A 26054-nucleotide genomic window follows, 5' to 3' on the forward strand; every position below is an offset into this window, starting at 1 on the left:
CTTGTCTGCGTGTGCGCCCGTCCCGCCGTGTAAAGAATTCTTGACACACCTGCCCGGCGGGGCATACCGTTCGGGTGTCAAAAATTCTTTACACCCCCGGGAGGGTCCGTGGCCTTCGAGGAAAAACGCGCCTGGATGTTGGCCGTGGTCGCGGTCATCGCCTACGCCACGTACGCGGCCATCGTCCTCGGCCGCGCCGACGGCGTGCCGTTGCCCGACGTGTCGTACGCCGGCGCCCTGCTCTGGAGCATCGGTGGCGCCATCGTGGCGTCGATCCTCCTGCACATCGTCGTCTCGATCGTCTCGCCCGAGGGCGCCAACCAGTCCGACCAGCGCGACCGGGAGATCCACCGCACCGGCGAGCACATCGGCCAGTCGTTCGTCGTCGTCGGCGCGGTCGCCGCGCTCGGCATGGCACTGGCCCGCTGGGACCACTTCTGGATCGCCAACGTCATCTACCTGTGCTTCGTGCTCTCCGCCGTGGTCGGCTCCACCGCCAAGATCGTCGCCTACCGGCGGGGCTTCCAGTCGTGGTGAAACCGACCCGGATCACCAACTCCATCCGCGCCCTGCGCGCCGCGCACGGCGACATGACCCAGGCCGAGCTGGCCCGCCGCGTCGGCGTGACCCGGCAGACCGTCATCGCCATCGAACAGGGCCGCTACTCGCCGTCGCTGGAGATGGCCTTCCAGATCGCCGCCGTGTTCGACGTCCCCGTCACCGACGTTTTCCAGTACCCCCGGGAGGGCTCGTGAAAGCCATCGTCCAGGACCGCTACGGCCCCGCTGACGTGTTGGAACTGCGGGACATCGACCCGCCCCGGGTCGGCGACGACGACGTGCTCGTCCGGGTCCACGCCGCCGGCGTCGACCCCGGCGTCTGGCACCTGATGACCGGCCTGCCGTACCCGGTCCGCCTCGGCTACGGGCTGCGCCGCCCCCGCCACCGCGTCCCCGGCATGGACCTCGCCGGCGTCGTCGAGGCCGTCGGCCGCCACGTCACCCGCTTCGCCCCCGGCGACGAGGTCTACGGCACCGGCGCCGGCAGCTACGCAGAGTACGCCCTCGCGCCGGAGCACAAGCTCGCCCGCAAGCCCGCCGCGCTCACCTTCGCCGAGGCCGCCGCCATCCCGGTCTCCGGTCAGACGGCGCTCACCGCCGTGCGGGACGCCGCGACGGTCCGCCCCGACCAGCGGGTGCTCGTCATCGGCGCCGGCGGCGGCGTCGGCTCGTACGCCGTGCAGCTCGCCGCGGCGGCCGGCGCCCACGTCACCGGCGTCTGCGGACCCACCAAACCCGACCTCGTGAGGTCCCTCGGCGCGACCGACGTCATCGACCACACCCGCGAGGACATCACCGACCGGGGCGTGCGATACGACGTCATCGTCGACACCGCCGGCAACCGCACCCTGACCCACCTGCGCCGCGCCCTCACCCCGACCGGCACGCTGGTCCTCGTCGGCGGTGAGGCCGCCACCGGCAGGCTGCTGCAGGGCTTCGACCGGCAGCTGCGCGCGCTGCTGCTCTCCCCGCTGGTCGGCCAGCGGCTGATCCCCCTGGTGGCCAAGGAGAGCAGCGAGAACCTCGACGCCCTCACCGCGCTGGTCGACGCCGGCCGGCTCCGGCCCGTCCTCGACCGGAGCTGGCCGCTGGCCGAGACGGCCGACGCGATCCGGCACCTGCGCGGCGGCCACGCCCGGGGCAAGAACGTCGTCCTGCCCTGACCGACGCGACCGCCGGCGCGCCACCGCTCAACTGCTCGGGACCACCTCGGGCCGGTGCGCCGCCGGCGGCACGTACGGCTCGGGGGCCGGCCGCTCGGCCGCCGGCCGCACCGCCACCGGCGGTTCGCCGGCCGGCTGCTCGGTCTCCGGCTCCTCCGGCGTCCCGGTCGCCGACCGCTCCCCGCCGGGGCGGACGGCCAGCATCGGGTACTCGGCGGTCTCCCCGCCACCGGCCGCGGCCGCCATCACCGCGGCGGCCGCCAGGTCCGCCACCCGCTTGGCCTCCCGCTGCACCCGCGCCCGGACGTCCTTGGCGTGCCGCTCGACCGACTCGGCCGCCTGCCGCGCCTCCTCCAGCCGCCGGGTTTCGACAACCAGGCTGCGGCGGGTCTCCTCCAGCCGACGCTGCGTCTGCACGAGGTCCCGCTCGGTCGTGTCGCCCTCCTGCTGGATCTCGGCGAGCTGCTGCCGGGCGGTCTCCAACTCCTCGCTCACCTGCGTCAGCGCCTGCTGCCGCTCCGCGATCTCCTCCTGCACCGCGGTGAGCTGCTCCTGCTGCGCCGCCATCTGCTCGTCGGCACGCTGGCGCACCTCGGTGGCGTACTGCTGCGCCTCGGCGATCAGCGCCTGGATCTGCTGCTCCGCGGCGCTGTGCTGGTTGGTCAGCTCCTGCTCGGCCGCCGCCCGGTGCTCGGCCAGCTCCTGCTCGGCGGCGGCCCGCCGCTCGGCGATCTCCTTCTCGGCGGTGGCGTGCCACTGGGCCAGCTCCTGCTGGCTCTGCGCCCGCGCCGCCTGGATCTCCTGCTGGATCTGGGTACGGGCCGCCTTGGTCAGCGCCTCCGCCGCCGTCCGGGTCTGGGTGATCTGCTTGGCGGTCTGCTCGCTGATCCGCTTCGCCTCCTGCTGGGCGCGCTCGTGCGCGGCCTCACCCTCCGCCCGCAGCTTCTCGGCCCGCTCGTGGATCTCGGCCAGCTCCCGCTCGGCCGCCGACCGCCGCTCCTCGTACACCTTGTCCTGCTCGGCCCGGCGCGCGGACAGTTCCTCGTCAAGGTCCCGCAGCGACTGGACGGTCCGCTCCCGCGCCTCGGTCAGCACCTTCTCGGCCTCGGCCTGCAGGCTGGTCGCCCGCTGAGTCGCCGTCTCGGTGATCACCCCGGCCTGCTTCTCGGCCAGCGCCAGGATCTGGTCCACCATCGGGCCCAGGTCGCGGAAGGACGCCCGGTCCACCTGGGCGGGGCGCTGCCGCAGCTCGGTCAGCTCCGCCTGGAGGCGCTGGATGTGCGTGGTGAGGCCGTGCACCTGGCTCGCCGCCTGGTCACGCTCGGTAGACAGCGTCGCGAGCTGACCGTCGGTCTGCTCGATGTACCGGTCCACCTGCCGCTTGTCGTACCCGCGCAGGGCGGTCTCGAAATGCGGCCGTCCGGCCGCGTCGTCACGCAGCGCGAACGGCTCCTCGCCGTTGGACATGCCGCACCCTCCGTACTGTGTGAACGCCACGCGGATGGACGCCCACGGGCCATGATGTGGCGCAACGCTACCGTCGTCCGGCCCCGCACAATAGGCCTGCCCCGGTGATCGGGACGCGGTGAGGGGGCCCTGTTGCGTCGGTGGCCCCCGCGGGGTCATGGCCTGTCGATGCGGTGGCTCCCGCGTCGACAGTGCGGTGCCTCGATCGGACCGTCGTCCGCTCGGCGACGGTGCTCGTCCCTTGGGTCGGGGTGCGGGTTCGGCGGCCGGGTCAGGCGGGTGGTCGCCGCGGGGTCGCGACGATGGCCGAGCGGAGCCGGGCGAGGGCGTCGGTGCGCGCGCCGGTCAGGGACGGTTCCCGGGTCAGTCGGGCCGCGCGGAGGTCGACGTGCCGGGGCAGGCGGCCGAAGGCGGCGGTGACGGCGTCGAGGACCGCCGGGCCCCACGGCCCGCCGAGGACGACCAGCTGCGGGTCGGTGAGCGCGACGATGGCGGCCAGGACGCCGCTCACCGCCGCTCCGATCGCCTCGCGGGTGGCCGACGACGCGTCGGCCAGCTCGCGGAGCCGGTCGACGTCGATCGCCGTGCTGGCGGGCCGGCGCAGCCCCAGGTCACCGAAGACCTCGATGAACCGGGTCGCCCGACCGTCCGGGCCGATGGTGATCAGGTGCGCGATCTCGCCGGCGAGGCCGGCGTGCCCCCGGCGTACCTGGCCGTCGCTGACCACCGCGCAGCCCAGTCCCTCGCCGAGGTAGAGGTACGCGAAGTCGGTCAGGGTGGTCGGATCGGTGTCGCGCTCGGCCTGTGCCGCCCAGTTGACGTCGTTGTCGACGACGACCGGCCCCTGGACCTGCGGCGCGAGCACGTCGACCGGGTCCAGTTCGCCGAGCAGGAACGGCGCGTCGGGGAGCCGGATCAGCCGACCGGTGGTGCGCTGCACCGGGTCGGCGGCGCTGACGACCGCCAGTCGGGTGGCCCGTCCCGTGCTCCGCTGGGCCTGGATGGCGGCGGTACGCAGCGCGGCTGCCACCTGCTCGGGCCGGGCCGGGCGGCTGATCTCGTGGTGCCTCCGGGCCAGGGTGTCTCCGTAGGCGTCGACGCACTCGGCCACCACCCCGTCGGGCGCGATGCCGATCACCAAGGCGGTGCCGACCGTGTCGGCGAGCGCGTAGTACGAGCCGACGCGCCCCCGGCCGCGTCCGCCGGGGGTCCGCTCGCCCGTGTCCACGACCAGTCCCGCCTCGGTCAGCCGGCGCACGCTCTCGCCCACCGTCGGCTTGGACAGGCCGCTGCGGGCCGCCAGGTCGGCCCGGGTCAGGCGCCGGGCCTGCATCAACTCGCGGAGCACGTGCTCGTCGGTCAGCGTGCGGAGCAGCTCCAGCGAGGGCTTGGCGGCGGTCACGTCACGATTCTAGTCAGGAGTCTTGCCTAGAAAGTGTCCCGCCACCTACAGTCCTTTCAAAGAAGGAGCCTTAACTAGAAGGAGTCCTGCCGTGACCGCCCAACCCGCCCTCACCACCGCCCCGCTCCCACCGCTGCCGCACTGGGAGTCGACCCCGACCGACCTGCCCGGCGCGATCCGGGAGATCAAGGCGGCGCTGCGCGCCCGCATCGAGGCGTCCGGTCGGACGGTCGAGGAGGTGTTCGCCGTCGTCGAGCAGCAGATCCAGGCGGAGGTCGACGAGATCGTCGCGGCGCGCGGCCGCGGCGAGCCGGTCTGGCCGGTCATCGAGTACGCCGACATCGAGGCCGGCACGGTGTCGACCGAGACCCTGCGGGCGGTGCGCCGGCGCGGCTGCCTCGTCGTGCGCGGACACTTCGACCGGGAGCAGGCCCTCGGCTGGGACCGCGACATCGTCGACTACGTGGAGGGCAACGGCTTCTTCGACGCCTACCGCGGCCCCGGCGACGACTTCTTCGGCAGCGTGGGTTCCAAGCCCGAGATCTACCCGATCTACTGGTCGCCGGCGCAGATGCAGGCCCGCCAGAGCGACCGGATGGCCCGGGTGCAGGCGTTCCTCAACAGCCAGTGGAAGCACGAGTCCGAGGGCGTGCGGTGGTTCGATCCGGACCGCGACTCGCTCTACCCCGACCGGATCCGCCGCCGGCCGCCGGGCGCCGACTCCCAGGGCCTCGGCACCCACCTCGACCCCGGCACCCTCGACCTGTGGATGACCGAGGCGTACCAGCAGACCTTCCGCCACCTCTTCGACGGCACCGTCGAGCAGTACGACCCCTGGGACGCCGCCTACCGCACCGCCGGGCCGCAGTACCCGGGCACCACCATGTGCTCCGCCTTCCGCACCTTCCAGGGCTGGACGGCGCTGTCCGACATGGACCACGACCAGGGGGTGCTGCACACCGTGCCGATCCCCGGGGCCATGGCGTACCTGATGCTCCGGCCGCTGCTGGCCGACGTGCCCGAGGACGACATGTGCGGGGTGACGGTCAACCAGGTCTTCCCCGCCAACCAGACCTGGCACCCGCTGCTGATGCGGGCCCTCGTCGGCATCCCCGACGTTCGGGCCGGCGACTCCGTCTGGTGGCACTGCGACATGATCCACAGCGTGGCGCCGGTGCAGAACCAGCAGGGCTGGGGCAACGTCATGTACATCCCCGCGGCGCCCTGGTGCCCGCGCAACGAGCGCTACGCGGCCAGCGTCCGGGACGCCTTCCACTCCGGGTCCAGCCCCGCCGACTTCCCGGAGGAGCACTACGAGCGCAACTGGCCCGACCGTTTCCCGGCCGAGAGCCTCAACTCCACCGGCCGACGCGGCCTCGGCCTCGACCTCGACCTCGACTGAGCGGTGCCAGTCAGGGTCTGGTTTTCTGGGAGGACGGGCCCGCCCGGGATCGGGGGAGGGGCGGAAACGCCTGACGGCCCCGATGTGACGGGGGACGCACGCCGCCAATTTGACGATCAACTCGCGGTCCGCGTAACTTTCTCTCTGCCAGCGCGGAACGGACGAAACAGGCGAAAGACCTGCTAGGCCGGGCGCGGGAATGAGCTTCCGGATCTGGGGGTGGTAATCCTCGGAACCCGGGACCGGGCGGTGCCCCGAAGACGCTGCGAGGCGGATTTGGTGGGGCGGAGCCGACCGGGTATGGTTCATCGCCGGTAGGGAACCGGGCGTGCTTGTGGGAGACCGCAGCGGCCGGCCTGTCGGAAGCCATGAGGACAGCGGTGAGAGTCGGTGGTAATTGTGGTGCCCGTAATTGTGGTGGAAGTGGTGCGGATCGCGACAGAGCGGTTTGACACGGCGGATATCAGCGGGTAACGTAGTAAAAGTGCCCGGCGCGGAAGCGCCGGTCACGACAGAGCGAGAATTGCCCCGGGTCGGGGGTCCTCTTCGGGGGGTTTCCGGGCGGTGTGTGGTTGTTCTTTGAGAACTCAACAGGGTGCTTGATAAGCCAGTGCCAATTATGATTTATACCCCGGACTGGCAGTTCTTCTTCGGGAGTGCTGTTGGTTGGGATTCCTTTGGCAACACTTTTGTTGTCAGGACAGTTTTTCGACAAGTTTTTGTTGGAGAGTTTGATCCTGGCTCAGGACGAACGCTGGCGGCGTGCTTAACACATGCAAGTCGAGCGGAAAGGCCCTTCGGGGTACTCGAGCGGCGAACGGGTGAGTAACACGTGAGCAACCTGCCCTAGGCTTTGGGATAACCCCGGGAAACCGGGGCTAATACCGAATATGACCTGGCCTCGCATGAGGCTTGGTGGAAAGTTTTTCGGCCTGGGATGGGCTCGCGGCCTATCAGCTTGTTGGTGGGGTGATGGCCTACCAAGGCGACGACGGGTAGCCGGCCTGAGAGGGCGACCGGCCACACTGGGACTGAGACACGGCCCAGACTCCTACGGGAGGCAGCAGTGGGGAATATTGCACAATGGGCGGAAGCCTGATGCAGCGACGCCGCGTGAGGGATGACGGCCTTCGGGTTGTAAACCTCTTTCAGCAGGGACGAAGCGTAAGTGACGGTACCTGCAGAAGAAGCGCCGGCCAACTACGTGCCAGCAGCCGCGGTAAGACGTAGGGCGCGAGCGTTGTCCGGATTTATTGGGCGTAAAGAGCTCGTAGGCGGCTTGTCACGTCGACCGTGAAAACTTGGGGCTCAACCCCAAGCCTGCGGTCGATACGGGCAGGCTAGAGTTCGGTAGGGGAGACTGGAATTCCTGGTGTAGCGGTGAAATGCGCAGATATCAGGAGGAACACCGGTGGCGAAGGCGGGTCTCTGGGCCGATACTGACGCTGAGGAGCGAAAGCGTGGGGAGCGAACAGGATTAGATACCCTGGTAGTCCACGCTGTAAACGTTGGGCGCTAGGTGTGGGGGGCCTCTCCGGTTCCCTGTGCCGCAGCTAACGCATTAAGCGCCCCGCCTGGGGAGTACGGCCGCAAGGCTAAAACTCAAAGGAATTGACGGGGGCCCGCACAAGCGGCGGAGCATGCGGATTAATTCGATGCAACGCGAAGAACCTTACCTGGGTTTGACATGGCCGCAAAACTCACAGAGATGTGAGGTCCTTCGGGGGCGGTCACAGGTGGTGCATGGCTGTCGTCAGCTCGTGTCGTGAGATGTTGGGTTAAGTCCCGCAACGAGCGCAACCCTCGTTCGATGTTGCCAGCGCGTTATGGCGGGGACTCATCGAAGACTGCCGGGGTCAACTCGGAGGAAGGTGGGGATGACGTCAAGTCATCATGCCCCTTATGTCCAGGGCTTCACGCATGCTACAATGGCCGGTACAATGGGCTGCGATACCGTGAGGTGGAGCGAATCCCAAAAAGCCGGTCTCAGTTCGGATCGGGGTCTGCAACTCGACCCCGTGAAGTCGGAGTCGCTAGTAATCGCAGATCAGCAACGCTGCGGTGAATACGTTCCCGGGCCTTGTACACACCGCCCGTCACGTCACGAAAGTCGGCAACACCCGAAGCCGGTGGCCCAACCCCTTGTGGGAGGGAGCCGTCGAAGGTGGGGCTGGCGATTGGGACGAAGTCGTAACAAGGTAGCCGTACCGGAAGGTGCGGCTGGATCACCTCCTTTCTAAGGAGCACCTTCACCCGAAAGGGTGCAAGGAGCCCGCGCCATCCGAATGTGGTGGCGGGGTGCTCAATGGCGGAGACACTGGCGAGTCTGGTCCTGGCAACGGCCGGGTTCCTCCTAGTACGACCACCTTGGTGGTAGGGAACGGGGTCCTGGTGCGGCTGGGCACGGATGTAGAGCACCCTGTTGGGTCCTGAAGGAACAACCTCGGTTGTCTTTCAGAACCATGACCCCACCTTGGTGGGGGACGGTTGCCAGGCATGACCTGGCCTCGCATACCGCCGGCGTTGGTCGGGCTGGTGTGGGGTGGATCTGGTTGTGGGTTGGTCGTTTGTTGAGAATTGCACAGTGGACGCGAGCATCTTTGTGGTCAAGTTGTCAAGGGCGAACGGTGGATGCCTTGGCACCAGGAGCCGATGAAGGACGTGGGAGGCCGCGATAGGCCTGGGGGAGCTGTCAACCAAGCTGTGATCCCAGGGTGTCCGAATGGGGAAACCCGGCACCAGTCATGTGGTGTCACCTGCACCTGAACACATAGGGTGTATGGAGGGAACGCGGGGAAGTGAAACATCTCAGTACCCGTAGGAAGAGAAAACAAATAGTGATTCCGTGAGTAGTGGCGAGCGAAAGCGGATTGAGGCTAAACCGGCTGCGTGTGATACCTGTCAGGGGTTGCGTGGTCGGGGTTGTGGGACCCCGCTGAACAAGCTGACACTTGTTCGAGGAGTTACAAAGTCAGTGGCTAGCCGAATGGTGTGGAAAAGCCAACCGTAGACGGTGATAGTCCGGTACGTGAAAGTTGCTGACCTTCTGTGGGTGTTCCCGAGTAGCGGCGGACCCCTGAAATCTGCCGTGAATCTGCCAGGACCACCTGGTAAGCCTAAATACTTCCTGGTGACCGATAGCGGACGAGTACCGTGAGGGAATGGTGAAAAGTACCCCGGGAGGGGAGTGAAATAGTACCTGAAACCGTTCGCCTACAATCCGTCGGAGCCTTGCGGGGTGACGGCGTGCCTTTTGAAGAATGAGCCTGCGAGTTAGTGGCATGTGGCGAGGTTAACCCGTGTGGGGGAGCCGTAGCGAAAGCGAGTCTGAATAGGGCGATTCAGTCGCATGCTCTAGACCCGAAGCGGAGTGATCTAGCCATGGGCAGGCTGAAGCGCGGGTAAGACCGCGTGGAGGGCCGAACCCACCAACGTTGAAAAGTTGGGGGATGACCTGTGGTTAGGGGTGAAAGGCCAATCAAACTCCGTGATAGCTGGTTCTCCCCGAAATGCATTTAGGTGCAGCGTCGCGTGTTTCTTGCCGGAGGTAGAGCACTGGATGGTCTAGGGGGCCCACAAGCTTACCGAAATCAGCCAAACTCCGAATGCCGGTAAGTGAGAGCGCGGCAGTGAGACTGCGGGGGATAAGCTTCGTAGTCGAGAGGGAAACAGCCCAGATCACCAGCTAAGGCCCCTAAGCGTGTGCTAAGTGGAAAAGGATGTGGGGTCGCATAGACAACCAGGAGGTTGGCTTAGAAGCAGCCACCCTTTAAAGAGTGCGTAATAGCTCACTGGTCAAGTGGTTCCGCGCCGACAATGTAGCGGGGCTCAAGCACACCGCCGAAGCTGTGGCATTCACATTTCAACCTCGCTTGGACTTGATTCCTTGTGCAGGTGTGTGGATGGGTAGGGGAGCGTCGTGCCGCGGGTGAAGCAACGGGGTGACCCAGTTGTGGACGCGGCACGAGTGAGAATGCAGGCATGAGTAGCGAAAGAAGGGTGAGAAACCCTTCCGCCGGATGACCAAGGGTTCCAGGGCCAGGCTAATCCGCCCTGGGTGAGTCGGGACCTAAGGCGAGGCCGAGAGGCGTAGTCGATGGACAACGGGTTGATATTCCCGTACCCGCGAAAGAGCGACCCTGACGAACCTCGCTGTGCTAACCACCCAAACCGGCGGCGACCTTCGGGTCAATGTTGGGGAGCGTGGGAACCTGGCGGGTAGTAGTCAAGCGATGGGGTGACGCAGGAAGGTAGCTGAGCCCGGCCGGTGGTTGTGCCGGGGTAAGCGTGTAGGCCGCACCATAGGCAAATCCGTGGTGCATGAAGGCTGAGACGTGATGCCGAGCCGATTCAGGTGAAGTCAGTGATCCTATGCTGCCGAGAAAAGCCTCTAGCGAGTTCTTAGCGGCCCGTACCCCAAACCGACACAGGTGGTCAGGTAGAGAATACCGAGGCGATCGGGCGAACTGTGGTTAAGGAACTCGGCAAATTGCCCCCGTAACTTAGGGAGAAGGGGGGCCGGAGACGTGAAGCCCCACGCGGGTGGAGCGTTGTATGGCCGCAGAGAGCAGGGGGAAGCGACTGTTTACTAAAAACACAGGTCCATGCGAAGAAGTAATTCGATGTATATGGACTGACGCCTGCCCGGTGCTGGAACGTTAAGGGGACCTGTTAGCTCTTCGGGGCGAAGCGGAGAACTTAAGCGCCAGTAAACGGCGGTGGTAACTATAACCATCCTAAGGTAGCGAAATTCCTTGTCGGGTAAGTTCCGACCTGCACGAATGGCGTAACGACTTCCCCACTGTCTCAACCACAGGCCCGGCGAAATTGCATTACGAGTAAAGATGCTCGTTACGCGCGGCAGGACGGAAAGACCCCGGGACCTTTACTATAGCTTGACATTGGTATCCGAATTAGCTTGTGTAGGATAGGTGGGAGCCGGTGAAGTCCATACGCCAGTATGGGTGGAGGCAATCTTGAAATACCACTCTGGTTGATTTGGGTATCTAACTTCGGACCGTTATCCGGTTCAGGGACAGTGTCTGGTGGGTAGTTTAACTGGGGCGGTTGCCTCCTAAAGGGTAACGGAGGCGCCCAAAGGTTCCCTCAGCCTGGTTGGCAATCAGGTGTTGAGTGCAAGTACACAAGGGAGCTTGACTGTGAGACTGACAGGTCGAGCAGGGACGAAAGTCGGGACTAGTGATCCGGCACTTGCGAGTGGAAGCGGTGTCGCTCAACGGATAAAAGGTACCCCGGGGATAACAGGCTGATCTTCCCCAAGAGTCCATATCGACGGGATGGTTTGGCACCTCGATGTCGGCTCGTCGCATCCTGGGGCTGTAGCAGGTCCCAAGGGTTGGGCTGTTCGCCCATTAAAGCGGTACGCGAGCTGGGTTTAGAACGTCGTGAGACAGTTCGGTCCCTATCCGCCGTGCGCGTAGGATACTTGAGAAGGGCTGTCCCTAGTACGAGAGGACCGGGACGGACGAACCTCTGGTGTGCCAGTTGTCCCGCCAGGGGCACGGCTGGTTAGCTACGTTCGGAAGGGATAACCGCTGAAAGCATCTAAGCGGGAAGCTCGCTTCAAGATGAGGTATCCCACCATCCTTTGGATGGGTAAGGCCCCCAGCTAGACGACTGGGTTGATAGGCCGGAAATGTAAGCCCGGTAACGGGTTCAGTTGACCGGTACTAATAGGCCGAGGACTTGACTACAAAGCTGCTACGCGTCCACTGTGCAACTCCCGGCAAACGAACAACACCCAGCACTTGGCTGGTTGAGTTGTTTGACATGTCGATAGAGTTACGGCGGTCATGGCGGAGGGGAAACGCCCGGTCACATTCCGAACCCGGAAGCTAAGCCCTCCAGCGCCGATGGTACTGCACTCGGGAGGGTGTGGGAGAGTAGGACACCGCCGGACAACCATTCAATCAGGGCCACCCCTTTCAAGGGGTGGCCCTGATTGGCATATCCACCCCCGGAAACTGTCCCTATTGCACAGGACCGCCCGCGGATACGATCTCCGCATGGCCACATTCGACACTGCTGACGGCACCCGACTGGCGTACCACCGGGTCGGCGCGGGCGATCCGCTGATCTGTCTGCCCGGCGGTCCGATGCTGGCCTCGGCGTACCTCGGTGACCTGGGTGGACTGTCGGCGCACCGGTCGCTGGTCCGCCTCGACCTGCGGGGGACCGGGGAGTCGGCCGTGCCGGCGGACCCGGCGACCTACCGGTACGACCGGCTGGTCGACGACGTCGAAGCGCTGCGTGTGCATTTGGGCCGGGACCGGGTCGACCTGCTCGGGCACTCGGCCGGCGGCAGCCTCGCGGTGCTGTACGCCGCCCGCCACCCGGACCGGGTGGCCCGACTCGCGCTGGTCAACCCGAGCCCCCGGCCGGTCGGTCTGGAGATCACCGACCTGGATCGCCGTGAGGTCGCCGAGTTGCGCCGCGGGCAGCCCTGGTTCCCGGAGGCGTTCGCCGCCTTCGAGCGGATCTGGTCGGGTGCGCCTACCGCCGAGGACTGGGCGGCGATCACCCCGTTCAGCCACGGTCGGTGGGATGCCGCCCGGCAGGCCCAGCTGGCCCGGGAGGAAGAGGGCAGGAACCCGGACGCGGCGGCCGGGTACTACGCCGCCGGCGGGCCTGACCCGGATGCCACCAGGTCCGCCCTGGCCCGCCTCGAGGCGCCGGTCCTCCTCCTCACCGGCGAGCACGACGTGGGGCTCCCCCCGAAGCGCGCCGCCGAGTACGCCGGCCTGTTCCCGCATGGCGAACCGGCCGTGCAACCGGGCGGCGGACACTACCCCTGGCTCGACGATCCCGAGTGGTTCGTGCAGGCCCTGGCGGAATTCCTGCGCTGACGGATCAGCGAGGGCGAGCAGACCGACTCACCTGACCAGATCCGGCGGTGCGGCTGCTGCACAGAGCGACATCCCGTCGTGGCGGCCGGCCTCGCCGCGAACAGCCGCGACCGCGCCTCGCCGGAAGGGCCGGGGAGCCGAGGAGGATGACCAGGCCGAGCCACGCGCTGGTTCCGCCCACCGCGAGAGGCCCGGGCGCCGGGGTCAGCGAGGCGCGGGGACCTCCACGGCCAGCGGCTCGAGGTCGGCGCGGACCGCCTTCACCTCCCAGTAGAAGCCGTGCTCGGCCGGCGAACCGTCCACCGTGCGCACCCGGAACGCGCCGTCGCGTACCCGGGAGGCGGTCAGTGCCGAGACCGGCTTGTCGTCGTCGAAGACCGGGGTGAGCTGGACGGTCCGGTCGTCCGGCCGGGTCAGCGCCTCGAAGTAGTCGGGCAGCTTCACGGTGGCCATCCCGCCGCGCAGCCGCCCCTCGCCGCGGTAGTACACGCCGTTCTCGGCACCCTCCAGGGCGGCGTGGATCAGCTGGCGGCGGTCGGTCGCGTCAGGGGCGTCCAGCGGGTGGTCGATGGCGAACTGCTTCGACTTGCCCCTGATGATGCCGCTGCCGGCGTCCAGGCTGATGGTGTACCCGGTGGACTCGTTGCCGCAGTAGATGGCGCCCCGGGCGAACAGGTCGAAGGTGCCGATGCCGCCCCCGCTCCACGACGGCAGGGAGTTCGGGCTGACCGCCACCCCGAGGCGGCCGTTGATTTGCACGTCACCGCCGAAGAAGCCGCGCTTCTCGACCCACACGCAGCCGGTTTCGGGGCCGGTGCCGCCGCCGTAGCCGATGTATACGCCGTTGGTGTTGAGCAGGTACAGCCGCTCCGAGCCGTTGAGGTGCATCCGGCCGGCGGCGTTGAGCCAGGTGGCTGCGGGCAACGACACGTTCCCACCGAGGGCGAGGTTGCCCTGCACCGCCAGGTCGCCGTTGCCGTTGGCGTCCTTGACGACGGTGACGCCGCCGGTGGCTCGTACGGCGAAGGCTCCCTCCGCGCTGAGCGACAGCCCACCGCGTCCGCGCAGGCTCGCCGCGCGCAGCTCCTTCACCGCGAGGTCGGCGTAGGGTTTGCTGCCCTCGGGGTAGCCGAGCGCCGGCCCGTCGGCGCTGCGGTCGACCAGCTCGAAGCCCTTGCCGGCGCGGAAGGAGAGCTGCGCGTGCTGCACGCCGGGGCCCCAGAAGCCCAGCGCGGTCACCACCTGGCCGGCGCTGACCGGGGCTCCCTCCATGCTGCCCAGGTGCAGCATGGAGCCGCCGATGCGCAGCCGGTCGGCGCCGCTCTGGGTGAAGGCGATCAGGTCATCGGGGTCATTGTTGTTGGCGATGCGCAGGATGGTGTTCTCGCCGGCGTACGGCCAGTAGCGGATGTACGCCTCGTCGCCGAGGCCGCCGCCGGGATCGGCGGGGAAGGTGATGCCGGACTGTGAGCCGGCTCCCACCGACGGCACGATCGCCCCCACCGGTACCCGCAGTCCGGCGACCATCCGTCCGGAGGTCTGCGTGCTCACCGTGCCGCCGGCGCGGGTGACCTTGCCGAGCACCACGGCGTGCGTGGTGTCGGTGGGCGCGGTGGCGCTGAACTCGATGCGCCCCTCCTCGGTCCACCGGGTCTCGGCGACCACGCCGCCCTCGTCGCGCGGCTCGGCGAGGTACTCGTGGTAGCGGATCACCACGAACCAGGAGGTGCCGTCGGCGGGCAGCGGCCGGCGGGTGTTCTCCGGCAGCACGACCACCAGGCCGTCGCCGTCGACGGCCACGCCCTGGCTGACCGTCACGTCGCTGCCGGTGGCGGACAGATCCAGGCCGCTGACCACGCCCATCGGGCGCAGCAGGCGGGCGGTGAGGTTCTGCCGGGCCAGCAGGTAGTCCAGGGCCTGGGTGAGGTCGCCCGCGCGCAGGTACTGGTAGTCGTAGTAGCGGGGCCGCGCCATCGGCAGGGGCAGGTCGTTCTTCCAGGTGATCGTCATCGGGTTCTCCGCGTTCGGGTCGACGGGTGGTTCAGCGCGGCTGGACGGTGTCGTAGCGCAGGCCGCTGGAGAGTTCGCCGGTGCCGGCGCGGCGGGTGCTGCCCAGCCACAGGTGCACCGAGCCGTCGGTCCACCGGGCGAGCTGCCAGCGGCGCAGCACCCGGGCACCGGCGCGGGGCACCTCCTCCTCGGGGAAGGCCAGCTCGACCAGGTTGTCGTCGCGCCAGCGCCAGTCGAGCAGTCGGCTGTGGCCGGTCACCGCCACCGGCGGTCCCTCCCGGGAGGGTTGTTGCAGCGGCACCCGGCGTAGCCGGACCACGTCGGGGCGGCCGTCGGTGGGCCCGGGGATCAGCGGCACCCAGTTCTCCGGGACGGTGGTGGCGAAGGCGTACGACAGCGATGGCACGTCCGTGCTGGCCGGGGTGGGGCGAGGTGGCACGGCGGCGCGGGCGACCTGGGCGGTGCGGTCGACGGGGCGGCCGGTCGCCCCGGTGACGGTGCGCTCCACCGCCCAGGCCAGGTTGGCCATCTCGTCGCGGCCGAGGCGGACCTCCTCCACCGGGGCGGAGTCGAGGGTGGTGGCCGCGGTGGCGGGCAGCACCAGCACGTCGGCGGGGCCGTCGGGGCCGGAGGGGCGGAACAGCGCGGTCCGTTCGGGGGCGGCCGGCACCAGCGTCCGTACGCCGAAGGTGTCGGTGACGATCAGCGACCGGATCCGGGTGGCGGTGCCGACGGGCAGCTCCAGGGGCAGCACGAAATGGTCGTTGCCGTAGACCAGGCCGTACTCCAGGACGAACAGGCGGGCCAGGTCGCCGGCGCCGGCCCCGACGCCGGCCAGGTTGACCCGGGCGTCCTCCAGCTCCCAGAACCGGGTGGAGGGCATGCCCGCGTACGACACGGGGGCCGGCAGCAGGACCTTGACCAGGTCCTTTGTCGACTTGTGGGCGTCCAGGGTGGCGCCGGGCTCGTGGTCGAAGTGGTACCAGTCCAGCCGGTCCCCGTCGTACTCGTGGGCGGTGAGTACCAGTTCGTCGTCGCCGTCGTGCGCGGCGACGGCAGCGTCGTACTCCATCCGCTCGCGCCGCCAGGCCGGGCCCTCCAGCCCGGGGGTGCTGAACAGCGGGGTGAAGTCGGCCGGCGGCCAGGGCGGCGCGGCCGGTCGGGACGCCCCGGGCGCCAGCACGGCCGGCAGTTGCAGCAGGTAGCCCGGCGGTGGGCCGGCCGGGCGGGGCGGCACCCCCAGCCAGGTCAGCCACTGGGTGACCGCGCCGGTGACCGCGCCGACCAGCGCGGCCGGGACCTGCGCCTCGGTGAGGAACCGGCCCTCGGCCCAGGCCCGCAGCGCCAGGTCGCCGTGCGGCACCCGGCCGGCGACGATCCGCAGGTACCCGACGGTCTCCGGGTCGGCGGCGGAGGCGGCGTCGGGCGGGCTGGCCGGCACCGGGTACGTGGTGCACAGCCGCCCGGCCAGCTCCCCGGCGCCGGCCGCAGCGAGCAGGCGTAGCAGCTGCTGGCCGCTGTCCACGGCGAAGCGCAGGTCGGTGGCGGTGGCCGCCGTTTCGCGTTCCACCACCGCCTCCAGCGGCGTGCCGGCGGGCAGCCGGACGGCGCCGGCGGTGGGGCCCGGCCGGTAGCGGGTGAACGCGGCGGTCCGGGCGTGCACCCGGGCGGCGACCGGCGAGCCGGTGTCCTCCCCGGTGAACTCGCCGAGCTGCCACTGGCGGGCCAACAGCCACAGCGGGTCGGCGGTGCGCGCCTGCACGGCGGGCGCCAGGTCGGCCCGCCGGGTACGCGGCTCCAGCCGGGTCCAGGTGGTCACCGACGGCAGGGTGGCCGGCACTTCGGTGCTCGCCGGTGACGGTGCGCTGGTCGTCGGCTCGGTGCTGGTCACTGGCCCTCCTGTCCGCCCTGCGGCGTGAGCGTCGCGTCCGGGACGAAGTCTGTGGTGGTGGCGGTCTCGGTCACGTTGGTGGGGAAGTAGAGGGCGGGCAGGAACTGCCCGGCCGCGCCGAGGGAGTCCAGGTCGACCGCGCGGGCCACGGCGAGGTCGAGGGTCTCCTCCAGCACCTGGGCGAGGGTGGCCGGTTGCCAGTTCGCCGCGCCGTCGGGGGCGAGTCCGAGCAGCACCGCCTGCGGAGCGGCGGCGCCCGGGGCGTCGTACTCGAAGGTGAGGCCGGTCTGCACCTGCCCGGCGGGGACGACCTCGGTCCACTCGTCGACCAGCAGCCCGTGCACCGGTCGGGTCACGTCCAGCCCGCCGGGGGCGACCACCACCAGGGACACCGGCTCGGTGTCGGCCCGGGGTGGGGCCTCGCCGACCCACCGGTCGCCGGGGGCGTAGGGAAGCTGGGCCACCCGTACCGTGGCGGGCAGCCGTACCACGCCGCCGGCGCCGGCCGCGTCGGCGGTGGTCAGCACCTCCTGGAGTCGGCCCACCGCCGGGCGGACCCGGGCGTACCGGGACAGCCAGCGGCGTACCGGATGGGGTGAGCCGCCCTGGAGGGCGTCGCTGGCGGCCAGCGCGGCGGCCAGCTCCGCCGGGGCGTCGGCGCGGGTGAGCACCGGCATGTCCGGGCCGAGCAGCGCCCGGATCCGGGCGATCTGGGCCTCGCGGCGGCGGTCCGGTGGCGCGTCCGGTCGGTCGAAGTCGGTCGCCGGGTCGCAGCGGCAGCTCGCGGGTGGGCAGGGCGCCCGGTCCCACAGCTCGCCGACGACCGCGCAGTGCGCGACCAGCCGGCGGGCCAGTTCGGCGCGGGCGACGAGCACCGCGTCGGCGACGGCGCGGGCACCCTCCGGCGCCGGCGGTGGGGGCACCGCGCCGATGACGCCGAACCCGGCGGCGGCGTCGAGCAGCTGCCGGGCGGCCGGTTCGTCCCAGCCCGGCGCGTCCGGCTCCGGGACCGCCCGCAGCGCGCTGCTGTGCTGCCGGGCGAGGTGCCACATCTCGTCGGCCTGCGCCTTGGTGACGGGGTCGACCTGCGGCGGGGCGTCCCGTTCGAGGCGCAGGTCGGCGGCGACGACCGGGCGGGCCCGGCCGATCAGGTCGCGCAGCACCGTCACGGCGTGCAGGAACTCGGCGAGGCTCAGCCGCTCCAGCGGCCAGGCGGGGTCGCGGTCGTAGTCCAGCTCCAGCCGCCAGTCCCGGGTCACCCCGGCGGGCAGCGGCGATCCCCAGGCGTCCAGGGCGATGCGCCGGTCCAGCTCGGCGTCATCGGGGCGGCCGGGGTGCGGTGGCGCGGCGACCAGGTCGATCGCCGGGATCTGCAGCCGGTCCAGGGTGGCCTCCCGCCAGGTGGTGGCGGTGACCCCGTCCGGGGAGTGCCAGCGCAGCCGCCACCGGACCCGCCAGGACGGCGGCAGCAGCACGGAGACCAGCGCGTCGGTGGCCGCGGCCATGATCCGTGGATGGTGGCCGCGGGCGGCGGGCCAGTCCTGGCGCAGCCGGCCGAACCGGTCGTCGACGTTGACCAGCAGCAGCACCCGGTGGGTGAGGGCGGCGCCGGTGACCGGGGTGCGGGTGACATGCAGCTCCGGCGGGTCGGTGGCCGCGCCGGAGGCGGCGTCGACGGCGGCGGCCGCCCGGTTCATGTCGCCGAGGGAGAGCTGGTGGACGCTCTCGGCGAGCAGCGCGTCGGCGACCGCGTCGGTGGCGTCGGCCAGGTCGGCGAGCACCTGCCGGACGGCGTCCCGGGCGGTCGGTGGCAGCGCCGCGAGCTGCCCGTCGACCGCCCCGGCCTGGTGCAGCCGGTGCAGCTCCAGGCCGTCCACACCGGCGGTCGACTCGACGGTGGCGGTGATCGTGGAGCCGCCGTCGTCGGTCGGGTCGACGCGGTGCGCGCGGGCCGGGGCGAGCCGGCGGAACTGCGGCAGCAGGTGGTCCAGCGGGCCGTCGGGGTGGTCGTGCAGGCCGCGTTCGAAGCGATAGCCGAGCAGCGCGCCGAGGCTCTGGCCGGCGCGGACGCCGTCGAGGAGCTGCGCGGCGAGGCGTACCCGGCGCGACGACAGGTCGACCGCCAGCGGGCTGTCCGCACCGCCGTGCGCGCGCCAGGCGCTGCGCAGCACCGCGGCGGTCACCGCCTGCGCCGGTGACGGGGCGAGCACGTGCCCGGCGCCGTTCGGCGCCGCCACCAGCGTCGGTGGGGCCGCCTCCGGGGGTACGTCGGCGGGTCGGGTGACCATCCGGGGCGGCAGGGCCGGGCGCAGGTCGACCAGCCAGCCGTACCCGCCGACGTGCACCCCGGGCGGCGGGCCGGCGGTGAGCGCGGCGAGCCGGCGGGTGGCCAGCGAGGTGATCCAGGCGTCCAGCCGGTGCGCGGCCAGGCCCAGCGTGCCGGCGACGTGGCGGTCCAGGTCGGTGGGGGACAGGTCGTCGTCGAGGGCGTCGCGCAGGTCGGTCAGCGCGGCCCGGAAGTCGCGCAGCCCGGCGGTGGCCCGGACCTGCCGTGGGTCGGCGACGGTGCCGGCGAGGTAGGCGCCGAGCTGCTGCCCGCCCGCGCCAGGGACGGGCACGGCGAGCCGGCGGCGCAGCACCGCGGTGGTCTCGTGCGGGCGGACGTCGACCAGTTCCGGTTCGGGGATCTCCGCCGCCCGGGGCAGAGCCGCCTCGGCGGCGAACGCGTCCGCGGCGGCGGAGTGCTCGGCGATCAGCGCGGCGCGTAGCAGCCGGTGGAACAGCGGCACCGGCCCGTCGCCGGGGCGCGCCGGCACCTCGTCGCCGCGCAGGCCGACCGTGGCCAGGGCGTCGAGATAGGAGCGGATCCGGCCAGCGCGAGGCTCACCGGGCCCGTCCAGCAGCGGTGTGCCGAGGGCGTACGCCTCCTTGGCGAACACGGCCAGCGACAGCCGCGGGTCGGTCGGACCGCCCAGCCCGAGCGCGGCGAGCAGGTCCCGGGCCGGTTCGACGACCTGTTCGCGCCAGCCGGGGCCGAGGCCGAGCCGGGCGAAACGCCACAGCCAGCTGACGTACTCGTTGCCGAGCATGCTGCGGGCGCGGACCTCCAGCACCCGGGCGTCCGTGGCGAGGATCTCCAGCAGGGTCGCCTCCGGGTCGGCCAGCCCGGGCGTGATCCGGGGGACCGGCGAGGTCAGCCACACCTTGCGCAGCAGGGCGTCGAGCAGCCCCACCGCCCGCGCCTCGGCCGGGTTCGCCGGGTGCCAGTCGCGCAGGCTGGTCACCGGCAGCAGCCCGTACGGCTGGCGGCCGACGCGCAGCGTGGGCAGCGGCCCCTCGGCGTGGACGTGGGCGACGAAGTGCTCGCGTACGGCGGCCTGCTCGGCGGGGGTGGCCACGGGCAGCAGGTGCCGCAGCAGGGCACCGACGCTGGCCGGCCAGAGCGCCCGGCGTACCTGTCGTCCGGTGGGCCGGTCCACGGTGGCGGCGCCGGTGCCCCGGGCGAGCGCGGTCGGCGCGCCGGTGCGGGCCGGGCGCCGGCGGGCGGCGGTGAGCGCGTCGTCGGCCGCGGCGGTCAGCGGCACCCCCAGCGCGGCGGCGACCAGGGCGGCGGCGGACTCCGGTGCCGTGTCGGCCCGGTCGTCGGCGGTGACCGGGCCGGCGGTCGGGGTCGCCGCCGGGGTGACGGTGGCGGTGTTGTTGGTCGGGGTGTCCGGGGGCAGGAACGCCAGCCCGTCGGTGGCGGCGTGCGCCTCCAGCAGGCGGGCCAGGGCGCGGGCGGAGCCGGCCGGGCCGGTGGCGGTGTCCAGCCCGAACACCAGCAGCCGCTCCACCGGTACGGGCCTGCCTGTGGCGTCGGTGGGGACGGTGACGGTCAGGGCCATGCCGGCGGCGAGGGCGGCGTCGAAGTCGACGGTCCAGCGCATCCCCGCGTCGACCGGTGGCGACTCGGCGGGCAGTTCGTCGATCGGTGTGCCGGTGGGGGGCCGGCCGGGCAGCACCGGGGTGGGGCCGACCGGTAGGTCGGGGGTGACCGGGCCGGAGACGCCGGTGAAGAGCCGGCCGTCGCTGGTACGGCCGACGGCGTACCAGAGGCTGGGCAGCAGCCGGGCCCGGGCCGGTTCGCACCACGGGGCGTCGCGGGGCAGCGGGTCCGGGAAGACCCCGGCGACGGGTTCGGTGACCCGGGCGATCCAGGCCGCCCGGGCAGCGCCGAAGCGGCGGGTCAGATCCGTCCAGGCGGCCTCCCCGGGTACCGGGTACGGCCCGTCGGGGCGGCCGTGGCCCCAGTACGCCCGCCCGGCGGTGAGCTCCTCGGCGGTCAGCCCCGGCTCGTGGTCGTCGACGTGGATCTGGTCCGGGTAGACCCGGATTTTCAGGGTGGCGCCGGTGAACCGGGTCTCCAGGCGTACCGGCAGCAGGACGGCGGGCACGGTCGCGGGCAGCGTCCACGGGGTGCCGGTGAGCACGCTGGCCAGCGGCGGTCGGTTCACGGTGCTCATCGGTTCTCCGGTAGCAGGTCGCTGGCGTGGCGGGCGAGCAGGACGGGGCGTTGCAGCAGGGCGGCGGCGGTGTCGGCGGCGTTGCCGGGCCGGTGGTCGGCGAAGACGACCGCGTCCGGGGGTGGGGGTTCGGCGTCGACGCCGAAGCGGGGTGCGGCCGGCTGCTCCCGCAGCAGGAAGAACCAGCCGGCCGGGCCGTCGAGCTTCCGGCTGGCGCCGCGGGCCACCTGCGCCGTGCGGGGAAAGCCGAAGAGCAGCAGGTCCGGGGAGAGCCAGGCGTTGAAGATGGGCAGCAGGTCGGGCCCGGTGGGACTGCGCTCCTCGTCGCCGGTCCAGGTGGCCTCCCGCATGGTGACCACGGTGGAGGGGTAGCGGCGCAGCAGCTCACCCCGGACGACCAGCACCAGGGACTCCTCGCCGGGCGCGCCGACGGCGGTGAGGTGGCTGCCCAGCGGCCCGCCGCGCCAGGCCGGGTCGGTCAGCGGCGGGATGTCGGTGAGCGGGTCGCCGGCGGACATCGCCCCGCGCACGTCCCAGAACTGCCGGAACCAGGTCTGTCGCGGGTCGGCCGGGAACTCCCGCCAGAGCATCTCCCGGCTCATCTCGTGGTTGAGGCCGACCAGGTACGCCTCGATGAAGCGCGGGTTCGCCGTCAGCGCGGTCATCGTCTCCGGCGCGACCGCCGGCAGGTTCGGCACCACGTGCTCCTGGGAGAGCCCGCGCAGCAGCTCGTAGGCGGGCACGTCGAAGGTGACGCCGGCGAGCAGTCGGCGCAGCGGGTCGCCGGTGTCGGGCAGGGCGTCGACCAGGTCACCGTCGCCGAGGGTGAGCCCGGCGAGCACCTCCCCGGCGACGGCCGTCTCGGGGCGTACGGTCTCGCGGACGGCGGCCGCGGCGGTGGCCAGGTCGACGGGTGCCGGTTGGTGGTCGCGGGCCAGCGACTGCGCCGGGGCGAGCCGGTCCTGGTGGCGGGCGGCGGCGGCCATGAACGCGTCACCCATGGCGGCGCGGTCGGCGACCAGGTCGGCGCGCAGGTCCGCCAGCACGACGGCGCAGCCCCGGGCGGCGCCCGCGTCGGCGGCGCCGGTGAGGGTGAACGCGGGGCTCCACGTGACCGGCACTCCGTCCGGGTCCAGGTCGAACGCGGCGCGGTAGGTGACCGTGGCGCCGGTGCGGCGGGCCACGACCAGGTCGGGTCGGCGGGTGCCGGTCACGTCGGCCACGGCGATGCCCGCCCCGTCGGCGTCGGCGACGGCGGCCTCGTCGACGACCGCGCGCGGGGCGGTCCACCCGCCGACCACCCGGCCGCGCCGGTTGACGGCGCGTCCGGTGAGGTGGCGGGCGCACGGTGCGCCGCCGAGGGTGCCGGCCGCGAAAACCACCAGGTCGGGCGTCTGGTCGCCGGTCATGTCGACCACGTCGACGCCGACGGCGGTGATTCGGTCGAGCTGCTGCGGGGTGGGCAGCGAGTCGGTCCAGCCCCGGGTGACCACGCCGGACTCGTCGAGCCGCCAGCCGACCCGGTAGTACACCCGGTTGTCGGTGCCGCCGGAGCGGCTGACCCCGTACGCGACGAGGAGTTCGGGGCGGCCGTCGCCGTCGAGGTCGGCCAGGGCGACGTCCAGGCCGGCCGCGTCGCCGCTGACCGGGTCGGGCAGCTCGTACGGGCCGCTCCAGCCGCCGGCCGCCGCGCCCCCGGAGTCGGCCTCCCGGCCCACCCAGTACGCGATCCGGCAGGTGCCGGCGACGGTGCCGGGCAGCAGGGCGGCGGTGACCAGGGTCGGTCGGCCGGTCGGGGCGACCGTGCCGAGCGTGGTGGCGGCGGCCCGGGCCGCCACCGGGATGGCGGGGGCGTCCACGGCGGGGGTGAGCGCCGGTTCGTGGACCGCCGCGTCGTCGCCGACGTGGTGGGCGGCCTGCATCCGGGCCCGGCTGCCGGTGCCCTGGGTGATGGTGTGGGTGAACAGCAGCGAGCCGAGCAGCCCGACCCGGGGCGCGTGGCGCAGGTGCGCCGGGGCGGCGTCGTCCAGCGGTCCGACGCCGCGCGAATCGAGCGGGGTGCCGTGGTCGATCCAGCCGGGCGACCCGTACGTCCAGCGGTAGGAGGTGAGCCGGCCGTCGCCGGTGACGGCGAAGAGTTCGCCGTCGCGGGAGTCGCCGAGCAGCGGGTGGGGGCGGTGCGCCCCGAGCCCGCCGGTGGGCACGGTGTCGGTGACCGGGCCCCACGCCCACAGGAACCGTTCCTGTCCGTCGTGGTACCACAGGTAGCGGCGCTTCAGCCGTACCTCGCCGGTGGTGGTGCTCGCGGCGAGCACCACGATCGCCAGTTCCTCCTCGTGGCCCACCGGGGCGGCCTCCTGGGCCAGGGACACCACCCGCCAGCCGTCCGGCGTGCCGTGCAGGATGGTGGCCCCGTCGGCGAACTGGGAGACCAGCCGCCCGTCCGGGGTGACCCACGAGTAGCCGGTGCGCCGGTCCCGGTCCGGGTAGGCGTGCTGGGCGGCCGGCGACCCCCAGGTCGGCAGGGTGTCGGGGCCGACCTGTCGCCACTGTCCGTTGTGGCCGAACAGCCGGTTCTGGCTGGTGGCGACGAGCACCCCGGCCACGGACGGGCGGGGCGATCCCCACAGCCGCTCCCCGCTGCGCAGCGCCGGAGCGCCCAGTGACGTCCAGGTCCGGCCGGCGGGGTCGTATCGGTGCAGGTTGCCGTCCCCGCCCAGCATGTGCAGCCGGGTGCCGTCGCTCACCGGCCGGCTGTGCACGCCGAGGGTGGGGGCGCCGCAGTCGGTCCACACCCACCGGTCGCCGTCCCAGCGCCGCTCGAACAGCCGGCTGTCGCGGGTGCGCACGTACACCCGGCCCGGGGGCACGGCGGCGCCGGAGGTCGCCACGGCGGTGCCGGGCGGCGCGCCGTGGTCCCGCCACACCCACTGGCCGCTCAGGCGGCGGCGTTCGAACAGCCGCCCGTCGGCGGTGCCGACGAAGAACCGGTCGCCGCCGAGCAGGTCGCCGCCGTTGGTGGTGACCCGGGTGACCGGGTCGTCGGCGAGCGTCGCGGCGGCGGCGCGCAGGGTGGGGGTGGCCGGGCCGGTGTGCCACCACGGGTTCCGGGCGGCCTGCTCGATCACCTGGCGGGTCAACGCGCCGAGGCCGCTCCCGTCGGCGACCAGGGTGTCCAGCACCGTGCCGCCGGTCGGTACGCGAGCGGCGGGCACCGCGCTGTCCCCGTCGGCGAGCCGGGTCAGCGCGGCGGGCGGGGTGTCCGGGTCCACCCGGCGGGCCAGCGGCCCGCGCGGGCGCAGCAGCCGGCGCATCGGGGCCGAGGCGGCGGCCCGCGCGCCCGGATTCCCGGCGAGCCGTGCGTCCAGCGGGTCACCGTCCCCGGCGGCCAGGCCGGCCTGCGGCACCCGCACCAGGTCGTGCACCGGCTGGGTGAGCGCGACGAGCTGGTCGTCGGCGACCGCCGCGCCGGGGGTGTCGGGATCCAGCCGCCGGGTGAACAGGGCGGTGGCGGTGTCCCGGGCGGCCTGGCCCCGGCGCAGCCGGTCGTTGGTGTCGCGCAGCGCGGCGGCCCGGGCCCAGGCGGCGGCCGCCAGGTCCTCCTGGTGGCGCTGCACCACCTGGGTGCCGAGCGCGGCGGCGGCCCGCTGCCGGGGGTCGAGGTTGAGCCCCGCCAGCCATTGCGGTTCCGCGCCGGGGGCGGGCAGCCGCTGCTCCTGGCTGTGGATGTCGCCGTACAGCGGCGGGGTGAGCCGGTCGGCGGAGTGGCGCAGCAGCGCGGTGAGGGTGTCCCGCCAGGCGTCGCGGACGTCGGCGGCCCACTCGGTGGGGGTCATCGCGGGGGAGGCGAGGGCACCCTCGAAGCCGAGCACCGAACGGCCCTCGACGCCCTCCTCGTCGGCGGTGGGCAGGCCGCCGCCGGGGGCGGCGATGTCGACCGGCTGCCGGCCGACACCGGCGGGCAGGACGCGGGGGCGCAGCCGGCGGGCCAGCGACTCGAAGTCGCCGTCGGGGCCGGTGCGGAAGGTCCAGTGGTGGTAGACGGGCAGCAGCAGCGGATCGTCGGCGCCGGGGTGCGGTGAGCCGGGTCCCCAGGCCGGAGCGAGCGGGCCGGTGTCGTCGACCGGTTCGCCGAGGCCGGCGCGGACGCCGGCGGCGAAGGCCGGGACGACGGCGGCCAGGTAGTCGGTGCCGCCGGCGAGCCGGCGGGGGCAGAGCAGCCGGGACAGGGTGCGCTCGGGGGCGAGGGCGATCACCGTGGCGACGTCCTCGTCGTCGGCGGTCACCAGCACCTGTGCGTGCGCCCAGGCCCAGGACGCGGCCAGGTCGGGCAGGTGGCGCACGGTGGTGGCGAGGCGGGCCAGTGCCTGCCCGGCCTCGGTGCGCAGCCGGCCGCCCGCGCCGGCCGGCACCACGACCAGCACCAGCCACGGGCGCAGCGCGCCCCGGTCGTCGGGGCGGGCCGGGGTGTACAGCCAGGGCAGCTCGGGGCTGTCGAACTCGACCGCCGCGAGCATGGTCGTCTCGACGTTCTCCGCTCCGGGCGCCGGGAAGCTGCGGATGACCTCCTGCGGATCGACGCCGACGACGTCGCCGGGCCCGTGCAGGAGGGCGGTGGTGGTGCCGGCGATCTCCCGGGTGTCGCCGGTGGCGGTGTCCGTGCCCAGCGCGGTGACGTTCAGGTCCACCTGGGCGCGCGGGCGGGGCAGCGCGCCGCTGAGCGGGTCGGTGTCGGAGATGACCCGGGCCACCCCGTCGCGGACCCACGGCAGGAAACGCAGGCCACCCATG

The 26054-nt window shown here is 71.8% G+C and carries 11 protein-coding genes and 3 rRNA genes; 8 read left to right on the forward strand and 6 right to left on the reverse strand.

Annotated elements, in window-relative coordinates; all coding sequences use genetic code 11:
- Positions 1-108: 108 nt before the first annotated feature.
- Genes FHX75_RS03550 through FHX75_RS03560 form a run of 3 tightly spaced genes read left to right on the forward strand, consistent with a single transcriptional unit; the run spans position 109 to position 1723 of the window.
- Positions 109-537, forward strand: coding sequence for a hypothetical protein (locus FHX75_RS03550; RefSeq protein ID WP_154936637.1), 429 nt, complete (start codon positions 109-111; stop codon positions 535-537).
- Positions 531-755 (forward strand): helix-turn-helix transcriptional regulator, encoded by a 225-nt coding sequence (locus FHX75_RS03555; RefSeq protein WP_088961880.1) that lies wholly within the window; start codon positions 531-533, stop codon positions 753-755. Before FHX75_RS03550 ends, FHX75_RS03555 begins: the two co-directional genes overlap by 7 nt.
- Positions 752-1723, forward strand: coding sequence for an NAD(P)-dependent alcohol dehydrogenase (locus FHX75_RS03560; RefSeq protein ID WP_154936638.1), 972 nt, complete (start codon positions 752-754; stop codon positions 1721-1723). Before FHX75_RS03555 ends, FHX75_RS03560 begins: the two co-directional genes overlap by 4 nt.
- Before the next feature lie 27 nt (positions 1724-1750).
- Here FHX75_RS03560 and FHX75_RS03565 read toward each other — a convergent pair whose 3' ends face one another.
- Positions 1751-3190: a DivIVA domain-containing protein gene (locus tag FHX75_RS03565; protein WP_154936639.1), complete on the reverse strand. Its 1440-nt coding sequence runs from the start codon at positions 3188-3190 to the stop codon at positions 1751-1753.
- Positions 3191-3461: 271 nt separating this feature from the next.
- Positions 3462-4592, reverse strand: a complete 1131-nt coding sequence (locus FHX75_RS03570) for an ROK family transcriptional regulator (RefSeq protein ID WP_154936640.1) — start codon at positions 4590-4592, stop codon at positions 3462-3464.
- 91 nt (positions 4593-4683) lie between these two features.
- Here FHX75_RS03570 and FHX75_RS03575 point away from each other — a divergent pair, with 91 nt between their 5' ends.
- The 5 genes from FHX75_RS03575 to FHX75_RS03595 all read left to right on the forward strand — a co-directional run bounded on the left by FHX75_RS03575 (position 4684) and on the right by FHX75_RS03595 (position 12860).
- The gene (locus FHX75_RS03575; RefSeq protein ID WP_154936641.1) at positions 4684-5994 is read left to right on the forward strand and encodes a DUF1479 domain-containing protein; all 1311 of its coding nucleotides are present in this window, start codon (positions 4684-4686) and stop codon (positions 5992-5994) included.
- Positions 5995-6713: 719 nt separating this feature from the next.
- Positions 6714-8230, forward strand: a 16S ribosomal RNA gene (locus FHX75_RS03580).
- Between the two features lie 368 nt (positions 8231-8598).
- Positions 8599-11708, forward strand: a 23S ribosomal RNA gene (locus tag FHX75_RS03585).
- An 89-nt stretch (positions 11709-11797) separates the two neighbouring features.
- A 5S ribosomal RNA gene (gene rrf / locus FHX75_RS03590) occupies positions 11798-11914 on the forward strand.
- Together the 16S, 23S and 5S rRNA genes form the textbook arrangement of a ribosomal RNA operon.
- 106 nt (positions 11915-12020) lie before the next feature.
- A complete protein-coding gene (locus tag FHX75_RS03595) occupies positions 12021-12860 on the forward strand; it encodes an alpha/beta fold hydrolase (RefSeq protein WP_154936642.1) in 840 nt (279 codons plus the stop codon).
- 204 nt (positions 12861-13064) lie between these two features.
- Here the strand turns inward: FHX75_RS03595 and FHX75_RS03600 are convergent, their stop codons facing one another.
- The 4 genes from FHX75_RS03600 to FHX75_RS03615 are packed head-to-tail and all read right to left on the reverse strand — an operon-like array spanning position 13065 to position 26053.
- Positions 13065-14870, reverse strand: coding sequence for a hypothetical protein (locus FHX75_RS03600; RefSeq protein WP_154936643.1), 1806 nt, complete (start codon positions 14868-14870; stop codon positions 13065-13067).
- A 31-nt stretch (positions 14871-14901) separates the two neighbouring features.
- A complete protein-coding gene (locus FHX75_RS03605; RefSeq protein ID WP_154936644.1) occupies positions 14902-16761 on the reverse strand; it encodes a hypothetical protein in 1860 nt (619 codons plus the stop codon).
- Positions 16758-21263 (reverse strand): hypothetical protein, encoded by a 4506-nt coding sequence (locus tag FHX75_RS31910; RefSeq protein ID WP_154936645.1) that lies wholly within the window; start codon positions 21261-21263, stop codon positions 16758-16760. The genes FHX75_RS03605 and FHX75_RS31910 overlap by 4 nt, the downstream gene beginning before the upstream one ends.
- Complete coding sequence (locus tag FHX75_RS03615) at positions 21260-26053, reverse strand: VCBS repeat-containing protein (RefSeq protein WP_154936646.1); 4794 nt, start codon at positions 26051-26053, stop codon at positions 21260-21262. Before FHX75_RS03615 ends, FHX75_RS31910 begins: the two co-directional genes overlap by 4 nt.
- Between the last annotated feature and the right edge of the window lies 1 nt (position 26054).

This window comes from Micromonospora palomenae, assembly GCF_007829925.1.
GTDB lineage: Bacteria > Actinomycetota > Actinomycetes > Mycobacteriales > Micromonosporaceae > Micromonospora > Micromonospora purpureochromogenes.